Raw genomic sequence first — 12,239 nt, forward strand, 5'->3', positions numbered from 1 at the left:
GTCGCGTGACGCGGGTGGCGGGCCCGACGGGCGCCGGGCCGGGCGTCAGCGTCCGTCGCGGGCGGCCCGGACGAGGGCGTCGAAGAGGCCCTGCTGCGCGGGATCCTCGTGCGCGGTGTCCTCGGGATGCCACTGGACGGCCGTGAACCACCCCTGTCCCGAAGGGAGTTCGAGGCCCTCCACGGTGCCGTCTGCGGCACGCGCGGTGACCGTGAGGCCCACGCCGGCGCGGTCCACCCGCTGATGGTGATAGCAGGAGGCGTCGACCTTCCCGGATCCGGTGGCCCGCTCCAGCAGCGAGCCGCTCCGCACCGCCACCGGGTGCACGACGTGCCGGTGTTCGCGCTCCGGGCCGCCCATGTCCTGCTCCAGGGAGCCGCCGAGCGCGACGTTGACGACCTGCAGGCCGCGGCAGATCGCGAGCAGCGGCAGTCCCAGGTCCAGTGCGGTGCGGGCGACCCGCAGATCGAAGGCGTCCTGCAGTTCGTCCACGTCGTAGACGCTGTGGTGGGCGCCGGTCGCGCCGTAGCGGTGCGGGGCGAGGTCGCCGCCGCCGGGGAGCAGGACGCCGTCGAAGCGGGCGAGGCGGGCGGCGACGTCCCGCTCGTCCTGGTCGGCGGGATGGACGCCGACCGGTTCGCCGCCGGCCCGCCAGACGGCCTCGACGAGGGCCCGGGCGTTGACCTCGGCGGCGTAGCGCAGCGCGGACGTGGTCGCGCTGAAGCGCGCCGGGATCGCGACGAGGGGACGCGGATCCGTCGCAGCCGGATTCGTCACAACCGGATTCGTCACAACTGGATCCAGGTGGTCTTGAGTTCGGTGTACTTCTCCAGCGCGTGCGCGGACTTGTCGCGTCCGTTGCCCGACTGCTTCATGCCGCCGAAGGGGACGGTCAGGTCGCCCTCCTCGTAGCAGTTGACCCACACCGTCCCGGCTTTGAGGGCCCGCGCGACCCGGTGGGCGGTGGACAGGTCGGAGGTCCACAGACCGGCGGCGAGGCCGTACTCGGTGGCGTTGGCCAGCCGCACCGCCTCCTCCACGTCGTCGAAGGTCAGCACCGAGAGCACCGGGCCGAAGATCTCCTCGCGGGCCAGGCGCATGCCCGGGTCCACCCGGTCGAAGACGGTGGGGTGCAGGTAGCTGCCGCCGGTGCCGGTCAGGGTGCGGCCGCCGCCGGCCCGCAGTCGTGCGCCCTGGCCCACGCCGGCGCCGATGTGGTCGAGGACGCGCTCCAGATGACCCTCGCCCACCAGCGCGCCCATCTCGGTCGCCGGGTCCAGGGGGTCGCCGACCCGCAGTTCACGGGCCCGGGCGACGATCGCCTCGGTGACGCGTTCGGCGATCGAGGAGTGCACCAGCAGCCGGGAGGGGGCGGTGCACATCTCGCCCTGGTTGAAGAAGATGCCCCAGGCGGCGGTGGCGGCGGCCTGCTCCAGGTCGGGGGCGTCGGGGAGGATGATGTTCGGGGACTTGCCGCCCAGTTCCAGCCAGACGCGCTTGAGGTTGGAGTCGGCGGCGTAGCGCAGGAAGTGACGGCCGACCGCCGTGGAGCCGGTGAACGCCAGCACGTCCACGTCGGGGTGCAGGCCCAGCGCCCGGCCGGCCGTCGGGCCGTCCCCGGCGACGACGTTGAGCACGCCCGGCGGCAGCCCCGCCTCGGTGGCGATCCGCCCCAGCATCAGGGCGGACAGCGGTGAGCTCTCCGACGGCTTGAGCACGACCGTGCAGCCCGCCGCCAACGCCGGCGCGATCTTCCAGCTCGCCAGCGTCAGCGGGAAGTTCCACGGCACGACGGCGCCCACGACGCCGGCCGGCTCCCGGGTGACCAGCGCCAGGGCGTCCGGGGCGGCGTGCGGCGACTCGTCGGTCAGCTTGTCCGCCAACTGCCCGTACCAGCGGAAAGTGTTGATCGCCGCGCGGAGCTCGATCCCGTACGCGTCGGTGAACGGCTTTCCCATCTCCAGGCTGACCGTCAGGGCGAGCGTCTCCCGCTGCTCCTCGAGCAGTTCGGCCACGCGCAGCAGGATCCGGCCCCGTTCGGCGGGCGCGAGCCGCGGCCAGGGCCCGGAGTCGAAGGCCCGGCGGGCGGCGGACACGGCCAGGTCGACCTCGGCGCCGTGCGCGTCGGCGACCTCGCCGAGGACCTGTCCGTCGCGGGGTGAGACGACGGTGAACGCGGCGCCCGAACCCGGCTCGTCCGCCCCGTCGATGTGGTGCTGGGCCGGCAGTCGCAGCTCATCGGCGCGGCGCAGCAGATCGTCATGGGTGAGGGCCGGCATCTCGGCTCTCCTGTTCTCTTCTTGGTCTGCGGTGGCCTGTGGTTGTCTGTTGTTTTTTTGCGGTTGTCTGTGGTGTGTGTGCAGGGTGGGGCCGCGGCCCGTGATCGCCGACCGGCGATCCGGGGGGCCGGCGGCGGCGTCCGGGGAGTGAGGCCGCCGCCGGCCGTTCGCGGAAGGCCGGGTGTCAGGCGCCGGCGGTGTGCCTGGCGCGGGTCAGCCGCGCCGCGCACAGCCCGAGGACGAGCACCGCCGGCACGGTCAGCTGGAGCCAGAGGGCCGTGGCCCGGTCGCCCCCGATGAGCGTGGTGAAGTTCTCGATGATCAGCCAGATGGCGCCCGCGATGCCGAGTGCGCCCAGCACCGGCGCGATCAGCGTGTTCCACAGCCGGGTGTCGGCGCGGGAACGGCGGAAGAAGACGACCACGGAGACGGACGTCAGGAAGTACAGGAGCATCATCGCGAGGACCGCGACTCCGCTGAACCACGAGAACAGCGTCAGCACCGGGTCTTTGTCGAGCAGCGCGAACGGCACGACCAGCGCCGCCGCGATCACCGTCTGCACGGCGCCTGCCGCCCAGGGCGAGTGGCGCCGGTTGAGCCTGGTCAGCCGGTGCGGCAGCAGCCCCTCACGGCCGAGGGAGAACAGATAGCGGTTGGCCGAGTTGTGGAACGCCAGGATGCCGGCGAACAGCGAGGTGGCCAGCAGGACGGGCAGCACGTCACCGGCCCAGGAGCCGAACAGCGCGGTGATCGGCGCGAAGACCCACGAGGTCGCGTCACCGGACTCCAGGGACTTGCCCGCCTGCGCCGTCGCCGCGGACGCGCCGTGCGCCGAGACCAGCATCCACGAGGTGAAGGCGAAGAAGCCGGTGACCACCGCGACCGACAGATAGGTGGCGCGCGGCACGGTTCTGCGGGGTTCCCGCGCCTCCTCGCCGTAGATGGCGGTGGCCTCGAAGCCGAACATCGACGCCACGGCGAACATCAGCGCCACGCCGGGCGCGCCCTGGAGCGCGGCGTGCGGCGAGAAGCTCTCGGCGAAGCCGAGCCCCTCGGGGCCGCCGCCCTTGAAGAAGGTCACGAGGGCGAACACGATGAGGATGCTGAACTCGGCGAGGACGAAGACGGCCAGCAGCTTCGCGCCCATCTCGATCCCGGCCGCGCCGAGGACCTGGACGACCGCCATGGTGACCAGCGACCAGACCCACCACGCGAGGTGCACGTCGGCGTAGTACGCGACGAGACCGCCGACCGTCACGCCGTAGAGCCCGTACATGGCGGCCTGGACGGCGCAGTAGGCGAAGAGGGCGACGGCGGCGCTGCCGGAGCCGACCGAGCGGCCGAGGCCCTTGCCGATGTACGTGTAGAAGGCGCCGGCGTCCACCACGTGGCGTCCCATGGCGACGAAGCCGATGGAGAACAGCAGGACCATGACGCCGGCGGCGAGGTAGGCGGCGGGCGCACCCGCTCCGTTGCCTATGGCGACGGCGATGGGGACGGCCCCGGCTATGCCGGTCAGCGGGGCCTGGGCGGAGAGGACGAAGAACAGGATGCCCAGAACGCCGAGGGAATCGGGCTTGAGTCTGCCTGTCGTGCTTGCGTCGTGCGGGGAGTGCGGGGCGACCGCCGTCTGACTGTCCACTCGGATCACCTGTCGGGGACGGGAAGGGATGGGAGTTTGTTTTGAGCCAAACGAGTTGCCTCATCGTGGTCGCGAACTATCCGTTTGGCAAGGCTCTGCGGAAAGATTTCCGCCCCGGCGCGGGACGTCCCGGCGTCCGGCCGGGACCGTCCGCTTCAGGGGTACGCCGACGACCGGCGTCGACGGATGCCCGACGCCCCTCGTCCGGTGCCGGGACAGGGGAGACGGGCAGGCCGGACGGCCGTGCGGGCAGATGATCATGCGCGTTCGGAGGGCGCGCGGACGGAGTGCTACACGCGGACGGAGTGCTACACGTGGTCGGAGTGCTGCGCGCGGTCCGAGGGCTGCGGGTGGGCGGGGCCGTCGCGGTCGCCGGCGGCGGCGGCGAGCCTCAGCAGGGAGCGCAGCTGCTCCAGAGCGGCGTCCGTGACGTCGGGCTCGCCGAGGACGAGCTGGTGCAGCACCAGCCCGTCGAGGGCCGCGAAGACCAGCCGGGCCAGCGCCTCGTCCGCGCCGGCGGGCAGCATCCGGCCCAGCTCGCGCCGGCTGGCGTCGAAGTACTCGTCGTACAGCTCACGGATCTGCGGCAGCAGCTCGGGCCTGCGGCGGGACTCCAGCAGCAGCTCGTACTGGAAGGCCTGGGTGCCCGGATCCGCCGTGACCATCTCGGAGAGCCCCGTCGAGAAGTCGGCGATCTCGCCGGTGCCCGGCTCGAGCGCACTGGTGCTCAGCGAGGTGCGGATGGTGTGGGCGAGGGCCGCCTCGATCAGCGCGTCGCGGGAGCCGAAGTGGTGCACGACCAGACCGTGGGTGACCCCGGCCTCCTCGGCTACGGCCCGGTAGGTGAGCCTGCGCAGTCCGCCCCGCGCCACCACGCGCACGGCGGCGTTCAGCAGGGCCTCGCGCCCCTCGCCGTAGTGCAGGCGCTTCCTCGGCCGGCGGCCCGTCGGGGCGTCCGCGGAGTCGGTCATGCCGGTGACCCTACCCGCCGGCCCGGCAGCGGCCCTCGCGGGTGTCACCGCCGGGGCGGGCGGACGCCGCGGAACTCCCAGTCGCCGCCGAGCGCGGTGGACAGCACCTCCTCGGACTCGGTCGGCTGGGCGCCGACGTCGGAGCGGATGGCGGTCGGGCCGGTCACGATGTGGTTGGTGAGCCGCCCGAGGCCCTCGACCTCCACCTCGACGACGTCGCCGGGCCGCACGGGCCGCGAGTTCGCGGGGGTGCCCGACAGCAGCACGTCTCCCGGGTACAGGGTGATGGTGCGGGCGATGTCGGCGACGAGGTAGTGCATGTCCCACTGCATCTCGTCGGTCGAACCGTCCTGCACGACCTCGCCGTTGACGTACGTCCGCAGCGCCTTGCCGTGGAAGTCCCAGTCGGTGACCAGTCCCGGCCCGAGCGGGCACAGGGTGTCGGAGCCCTTCACCCGGAGCATGGAACCGGCGTCGGTGTCGCGGAAGTCGTGCAGACCGTAGTCGTTGGCGACGGTGTATCCCGCGATGAACTCCCCCGCCTCGGCGGGCGAGATGTTGCGCGCGGTCCTGCCGATCACGATGGCGACCTCGCCCTCGTAGTTGAGCCACTTGCAGCCCTCCGGGCGGACGACGGCGCCCCGGTGGGAGTTGAGGGAGGAGGTCGGCTTGTGGAAGTAGGTGGGGGTGGCCGGGAGGTCGATCCCGAACTCGTCGACGCGGCTGCGGTGGTTGAGATGGACGGCGATCACCTTCGACGGCACGACCGGCGGCAGGTGCTGCGCCTCCCCGGTCTTGACGCGACGGCCGTCGCCGGCGACGAGTTCGTCCCCGTCGACGGTGACCTGGACGGCGGCGCCGTCGAGGAGGATGCGGCGGTACTCGGGCATGGCGGGGCTCCTAGGGGCGGCTGTGCGGGGTGCGGCTGGGCGCGGGACGGCTGTGCGGGAGGCCGGCGGGCGGGGTGTGCGCCGGGTCGGCGGAGGCCGGCCCGGCGCCGGTCCAGCCGTCGGACGGGCGGTCGAACCAGAGGTGCACCTGGCCGGTGCCGATGGAGTTCTCGTACTCGCCGTACTGGCGGGCGGTGGCGACGCAGGCCTGCTCGCCCAGGGCGCCGGCCATCATCAGGTAGTGGAAGAACTTCGCCTCGGGCCGGTGCCTCCAGAACTCGTCCATCGTGTCGAGGACCTTGTCGTGGCGGCCCTCCTTGAACCAGGCGATGCGCTCGAGGTCGGCCTCGCGGGCCTCGGGCGTCCGGATGTGCACCGGGTCGCTGGACTCGTGGTCGCGCAGTTCGCGCAGTGGCCAGAAGGTGTGCGAGAGGGCGCCGGACGCGATGAGCAGGACACGGCGGCCGGGGGTGGCCGCGATGCCGTCGGCCAGTGCGCGGCCGAGCCGCAGATGGTCCTCCATGTCACCGGTCTGGCACACCCCGATGGTCACCCACCGCTTGTCGGGCAGACCCTCGCCGAGGAACTTCCACAGGTTGATGGTGGCGTAGTAGATCGGCAGGCAGTCGTCCTCGATCGCGGTGATCCAGGTGCCGTGCCGGTCGGCGGACTTCTCGATGTTCTCCGCGAGTTCGGGATCTCCGGGGAAGTCGTACGGCATCCGGCACATGCCGCGCGGCAGTTCCTCGGAGGTGAACAGTCCGGCGCGGCGCCGCTGGGCGGTGACGACGAACTCGACGGTCGTCGCCCAGTGCGAGTCGAGGACGACGACGGTGTCGTAGTCGTCGCGGGCGAAGACGTCCTCGCGCAGCTGTCGCAGCCCGGTGACGAGAGTGATCTCCCTGCCCTGGTTGAGCTCCCGCCGTTCGGCCTCGGGGAGCACGATGGTGGGGACGTGGGCGAGCAGGCCCGCCCCGACGATCTCACCCATGGTTCTGGCTCCATCCGTTCGGCGCGGTCACGGTGTTCTTCAGGTCGCAGTAGAAGTCGAAGCTCCAGGAGCCGCCCTCGCGGCCGACCCCGGACTGGCGGGAGCCGCCGAAGGGCGCCCGGAGGTCGCGGACGAAGAAGCAGTTGACCCAGACCGTGCCCGCGACCAGTCGTGCCGTGACGCGGTCGGCGCGCTCACGGTCGCCGGTGGCGAGGGTGGCCGCCAGGCCGAAGCGGGTGTCGTTGGCGAGCCGGACGGCTTCGTCCTCGGTGGCGAAGGTCTGCAGCGTGAGGACGGGTCCGAAGACCTCTTCCTGGACGATCTCCGAGTCCTGGGCCACGTCGGTGAGCAGCGTCGGCGCGTAGTACCGGTCGTCCGTGCGGTGCCCGCCGACGACGGCGCGTGCCCCGGCGTCGAGCGCCCGCCGTACGAACCCGTCGATCTTCTCCAGCTGACGGGGGTGGATGCTGGGCCCGACGTCGGTGGCCTCGTCGCGGGGATCGCCCTGCGTGAGCTGCCCGGCCTTCTCGACGAACCGCCGGGTGAACTCCTCGGCGACCGACTCCTCGACCAGGAACCGGGTGGCGGCCAGGCAGACCTGGCCGGCGTTGTCGTACTGCTCCACCGCCAGGTCGACGGCGAGGTCGAGGTCGGCGTCGGCGAACACCAGCAGCGGTGACTTGCCGCCGAGTTCGAGGCTGAGCGGGGTGAGGTGGGCTGCGGCCGACGCGGCGATCCGCCGGGCCGTCGGGACGGATCCGGTGAAGCTGATGCGGCGGACGTCCGGGTGGGAGGTGAGCGCGTCGCCGATCTCGGAGCCGTAGCCCTGGACCACGTTCAGCACCCCGGCCGGGAGCCCGGCCTCGGCGGCGATGTCCGCGAGCAGCGACGCGGTCAGCGGGGACCACTCGGCGGGCTTGAGGACCACGGTGTTGCCGGCGGCGAGGGCCGGGGCGACCTTCCAGGTGGCGAGCATCAGCGGGGCGTTCCAGGGGGTGATCAGCACACTCGGGCCCGCCGGGTCCCAGGAGACGTGGTTGGTGTGGCCCCGGGTGTCGAAGTCCTCGTGCTCCAGCTTCAGCAGCCGGTCGGCGAAGAAGCGGAAGTTGTGCGCCACGCGGGGCATCACCCCACGGCGGTGCGAGCGCAGCAGGGCGCCGTTGTCGGTGGTCTCGACGATCGCCAGCTCCTCGAGCCGCTTCTCCACGCCGTCGGCGACGGCGTGCAGGATGCGGGCGCGTTCTGCGCGAGGGGTGGCCGCCCAGGCGGGGAAGGCGGCCTTGGCGGCGGCCACGGCGGCGGCGGCCTCCGCGGGGGTGCCGCGCGCGATCTCGCCGATCGCGCAGCCGTCGATGGGCGAGACGTCGGTGAACGTCTCGGCGGAGGCGACGCGTTCACCGCCGATCCAGTGCCGTGCGTCCACGGTGACCCCGGCCACCGTGAGGGTGTGCTCGATCATGCCGGTCTCCAAGTTCTGTGATGCGTGAGGGGGTTACTCGGCGCCGGACATGCCGGATTCCAGCAGCCGGCCGCCGTCCCAGACGACGCCGACCTGCCGGTAGTAGGCGGCGATCGGTTCGTGGATCTCCAGCCGGGCCAGTTCCTCCGTGGGCGCCTCGAACAGCTCGAGTTCGGCCTCGCCGACCCACGCGGGGCCCGCCTCGAAGGAAGCGGCGCCGGTCTCGATCAGCTCGTCGAGGGCCAGCCCCTTCCCCTTCTCGATCGAGGGCAGCCAGCGATGGTGGGCCATGGGGTGCGCGTTGACGAACCCGTTCGTCTCCGACGGCTCGCGCAGCGTCACCACCGTCTGGGCCAGCCGTCGGTCCGCCGCTGCCAGCGTCGCTCCGAACCGGGCCCCCGCCTCGATGCGCGGGGCCGGCCCGTAGGGATGCGGCCGTGTCTGGTGGATGGAGCCGAGCTTCTTCGGGTACCCCTGGTGCAGCCCGCGGGCGATGGCGAAGTCCTTGTCGACCCAGATGTAGACGCACCGCGAGTAGGTCTGCCCCCGGTATGCGCAGCGGACGACCGCGAACGCCTCCTTGTACTGGGAGAGCACCGGGTCGAGCAGTTCGTCGCCGGAGGCGGCGCAGGACTGCCAGTCGGCCCAGATCAACGCCACCGCGCCGGGGTCGTCGTCGGCGAGCTCCAGCGGCTCGGGCAGCAGTTCGCGCACCCGGGCCGGATCGGTCCGGTACTCGACGGTGAGCAGATCGCCGGAGTAGGCCCACGGCGGCGACGGGATCAGCGACGAGGCGCCGCTCGCCGTCTTGGGGTGGAAGTAACCACGGACAGAGGACATGACGGGCTTCCTTACGGGGTGAGGGCGGGCGACTTCAGCAACTGGGCGCGGTAGCGGGCGGCGGCCGTCGCGGTCGCCGGACCGCCGAGGGCGACGACGCCGACCAGCCGGCCGCCGGTGTGGTAGCCGACCAGGACGTCGCCCTCGGGGTCGCCGTCCAGGACGCGTACGTCGTCCGTGCCGAGACCGGGCGCTCCGAAGGACTGCAGCCGGAAGTCGTGCTGGTCGCTCCAGAAGGTGGGCAGCGGAGCGAAGGGGCCGGGCTCCATGTCGGCGCCGGTGAGACCGGCGACCAGGGTCTTCGCGGCGTGCCTGGCGGTGTCGGTGGGGATCGACCAGTGCTCGACGCGGCGGGGCACGCCGTCGTAACGGGCGTTGGGGAACCGGGCCACGTCGCCGACGGCGACCACGTCGGGCCGGCCGCCGACCCGCAGCCGCTCGTCGGTGAGGACGCCGTCGGCGAGGTCGAGGCCGTTGCCGTCGAGCCATTCCACGTTGGCGACCGAGCCGACCGACTCGACCACCACGTCGGCGGGCAGCACCCGGCCGTCCGCGAGGACGACGCCGGTGACCCGCTCCTCGCCCTGGAAGCCGGCCACTCCCGTGCCCAGCGCGAAGCGCACCCCGCGCTCCTCGTGCCGCTTGAGCAGCGCGCGGCCGAGCAGCTCGCCGAGCGGGCCGGCCATGGGCAGGGGCAGCGGGTCGACGACGGTCACCTCGGCCACGCCGAGACGTACGGCGGTGGCTGCGACCTCGCAGCCGATGAATCCCGCGCCGACGACGACCAGCCGGACGCCGGGTCCGGTCAGCTTCTCGCGCAGGCCCTTCGCGTCGTCCAGTGTGCGGACGGTGTGCCGGCCGGCGAGCGGCCCGGGGCAGCGCAGCCGTCGCGGCCGCATCCCGGTGGCGACGACCAGTCCGTCGTAGGACAGCGCGCGGCCGTCGTCGAGGGTGACGGTCCGTTCGTCGAGCCGGGCGGCGACGACCTTCGTGCCGAGCCGCCACTCCACGTCGGCCGCGGCCGCCTTCGGGGTGAAGGCCAGTGAAGCGAACGGCGCTCTGCCCGCCAGCACGTCCTTGGACAGCGGGGGGCGGTTGTAGGGCATGTGGGGCTCGTCGCCGACGACGGTGACGGCCCCGGTCCAGCCCGCCGCGCGCAGCTGCTCGGCGGCCCGCAGTCCACCCATCGAGCCGCCCGCGACGACGATCGTCCCGGTCATGGGGCTCAGCCCTCGATCCGGATGGCCTGCAGGGGGCAGACGTCGGCGGCTTCCTCGACCTCGTCGCGCAGCGCGTCGTCGGCGTCGGCGACGTAGGCGAGCCGCCCGTCGTCGTCCAGCGAGAAGACGTCCGGGGCGGCGAAGACGCACTGGCCGTGGTCCTGGCACTTGTTCATGTCGACGACGACCTTCATGACGGTTCTCCTGAGGGGTGGGCACGTCGGAGCGCAGGGGGAGGAGGTGGGAGGGCCCGGCCCGGTGCGGACCAGCAGCATCCGGTGAGGGCCGGGCCCCGGTGCCACAGGGAGGCGGAGAGCCGCCCTGACTCGTTTGGCGTCAAACAACATAGGAAGTCGCCGCCCTCTGGTCAATACCTGTCCAGATGGATAAATTTTTTGCACCACCCCCTTGCGGGCCGCGACTCCCTTCCTTACCGTTCGGGATCAAACGAACGGCTCCATGGGTTCGCCCGGGACCGTCCTCCTCCCGCTCCCTCCCGGCCCCGGACCCGCCGCCTGCGCGCCCTCCCGTCCGGCCGACGCCCCCGGGGGAGCCCGCCTTCCGCCTAGGAGAACCCGGTGAGCGCATCCGACAGCCCAGACATCCGCCGGCACATGGAGCGGCTCGCCGCCGAGGGTGTCGACGTGGTCCGGGTCCAGTACCCCGACCTGATGGGCACCGACCGCGCCCGCGACGTCCTGCTGGACCACCTGCCCTCGGCCGACGAGCACGGCCTGGCCTTCTGCCGCGCCGTCTACCACACCACCCCCCAGGGCGACGTGGTCCCCGTGCCGGGCGGCCTCGACGCCGGACTGCCGGACGTCTGCGTACGCCCCGACCTGTCCACGGCCGTCCCACTGCCCTGGGAACCCGGCGTCGCCGCCTGCCTCGGCGAGGTCAGCGACCCGGCGACCGGGGAACCCGCCGCGGAATCCCCGCGCGACCTGCTGCGCACCGTCCTCGCCCGCTGCGCCGAGCACGGACTGCGACCCGTCGTCGGCCCCGAACTGGAGTACTTCCTCCTCGAACCGGCCCCCGGCACGCCCACCGGCTGGCGCCGCGCCCCGGAGACGACCGGCGCCGTCTACACCGCAGGCCTGCGCGCCGACCCCGGCAACCATCTGCTGCGCACCCTGCGCCTGCTGCGCGACCTCGGCCTGGGCGTCACCAACGGCAACCACGAGTTCGACGGCGGCCAGATCGAGATCAACCTGACCCACTCCGACGCCCTCGACGCGGCCGACCGCGCCTTCCGCTTCAAGGCCGCGGTCAAGGAACTGGCCCGCAAGGAGGGCAAGCTGGCCACCTTCATGGCCAAGCCCTTCGGCGACGCGGGAGGCTCCGGCTTCCACCTCCACCTGTCCTGCGACGACGCCGACGGCAACAACGCCTTCGACGACCCGGCCGGCGCCCACGGCCTCTCGGCCACGGCCCGGCACGCCGTCGCGGGCATCCTCGCCCACGCACCGGCGCTCGCGGCACTGGCGAACCCCACCGTGAACTCGTACAAACGCTTCGGCCCCGACACCCTCGCGCCGTGGCTGATCGACTGGGGCCTCGACAACCGCAGCGCCATGGTCCGCATCCCTCCGGAGCGCGGCGGCGGCGCCCGGCTCGAACTGCGTCTCGGCGACGCCGGCGCCAACCCCTACCTGCTCGTCGCGGGCACGATCGCCGCCGCCCTGCTCGGCGTCCGGGCGGGCGAGGAGCCGGCCGCCCCGCTGGAGGGCTACGGGTACGACACCGCCCGCTCCGCCCTGCTGCCCACGAGCCTGCCGGCGGCGCTCGACGCGCTGGAGGCGGACACCGCCCTCACCGAGCTCCTCGGCAAGGACTTCACCGCCTCCTTCCTCGCCTACAAGCGCAACGAGGCCGAGCGCTTCGGCCGGCATGTCACCGACTGGGAGTTCACCGAGTACGCCTACCACCTCTGAGGTCCGACCGGCC

At 72.7% G+C, this 12,239-nt stretch carries 11 protein-coding genes; 1 reads left to right on the forward strand and 10 read right to left on the reverse strand.

The window, feature by feature from the left end; all coding sequences use genetic code 11:
* Nucleotides 1-45: 45 nt before the first annotated feature.
* The 10 genes from ACN6LD_RS35095 to ACN6LD_RS35140 form a co-directional block, all read right to left on the reverse strand.
* Nucleotides 46-777, reverse strand: a complete 732-nt coding sequence (locus ACN6LD_RS35095; protein ID WP_319193300.1) for a gamma-glutamyl-gamma-aminobutyrate hydrolase family protein — start codon at nt 775-777, stop codon at nt 46-48.
* Between the two features lie 11 nt (nt 778-788).
* On the reverse strand, nt 789-2,279 hold the full coding sequence (locus ACN6LD_RS35100) for an aldehyde dehydrogenase (protein ID WP_319193302.1): 1,491 nt from the start codon (nt 2,277-2,279) through the stop codon (nt 789-791).
* Between the two features lie 184 nt (nt 2,280-2,463).
* Nucleotides 2,464-3,921 (reverse strand): APC family permease, encoded by a 1,458-nt coding sequence (locus ACN6LD_RS35105; protein ID WP_445045280.1) that lies wholly within the window; start codon nt 3,919-3,921, stop codon nt 2,464-2,466.
* A 308-nt stretch (nt 3,922-4,229) separates the two neighbouring features.
* Nucleotides 4,230-4,892, reverse strand: a complete 663-nt coding sequence (locus ACN6LD_RS35110) for a TetR/AcrR family transcriptional regulator (RefSeq protein ID WP_319193306.1) — start codon at nt 4,890-4,892, stop codon at nt 4,230-4,232.
* A 44-nt stretch (nt 4,893-4,936) separates the two neighbouring features.
* Nucleotides 4,937-5,782: a fumarylacetoacetate hydrolase family protein gene (locus ACN6LD_RS35115; protein ID WP_319193308.1), complete on the reverse strand. Its 846-nt coding sequence runs from the start codon at nt 5,780-5,782 to the stop codon at nt 4,937-4,939.
* Between the two features lie 10 nt (nt 5,783-5,792).
* Nucleotides 5,793-6,773: a 3,4-dihydroxyphenylacetate 2,3-dioxygenase gene (locus ACN6LD_RS35120; protein WP_319193310.1), complete on the reverse strand. Its 981-nt coding sequence runs from the start codon at nt 6,771-6,773 to the stop codon at nt 5,793-5,795.
* The gene (locus ACN6LD_RS35125; RefSeq protein WP_319193312.1) at nt 6,766-8,232 is read right to left on the reverse strand and encodes an aldehyde dehydrogenase; all 1,467 of its coding nucleotides are present in this window, start codon (nt 8,230-8,232) and stop codon (nt 6,766-6,768) included. The genes ACN6LD_RS35120 and ACN6LD_RS35125 overlap by 8 nt, the downstream gene beginning before the upstream one ends.
* 33 nt (nt 8,233-8,265) lie before the next feature.
* Nucleotides 8,266-9,072: an acetoacetate decarboxylase family protein gene (locus ACN6LD_RS35130; RefSeq protein WP_445045281.1), complete on the reverse strand. Its 807-nt coding sequence runs from the start codon at nt 9,070-9,072 to the stop codon at nt 8,266-8,268.
* Between the two features lie 11 nt (nt 9,073-9,083).
* Nucleotides 9,084-10,292: an NAD(P)/FAD-dependent oxidoreductase gene (locus ACN6LD_RS35135; RefSeq protein WP_445045282.1), complete on the reverse strand. Its 1,209-nt coding sequence runs from the start codon at nt 10,290-10,292 to the stop codon at nt 9,084-9,086.
* A gap of 5 nt (nt 10,293-10,297) precedes the next feature.
* Entirely contained in the window at nt 10,298-10,486 is a 189-nt protein-coding gene (locus ACN6LD_RS35140; RefSeq protein WP_319193318.1) for a ferredoxin, read from the reverse strand.
* 384 nt (nt 10,487-10,870) lie between these two features.
* Between ACN6LD_RS35140 and ACN6LD_RS35145 the strand changes: the two genes are divergently transcribed.
* On the forward strand, nt 10,871-12,226 hold the full coding sequence (locus ACN6LD_RS35145) for a glutamine synthetase family protein (RefSeq protein ID WP_445045283.1): 1,356 nt from the start codon (nt 10,871-10,873) through the stop codon (nt 12,224-12,226).
* The last annotated feature ends 13 nt before the right edge of the window (nt 12,227-12,239 follow it).

The organism is Streptomyces sp. SAS_272, assembly GCF_052543235.1.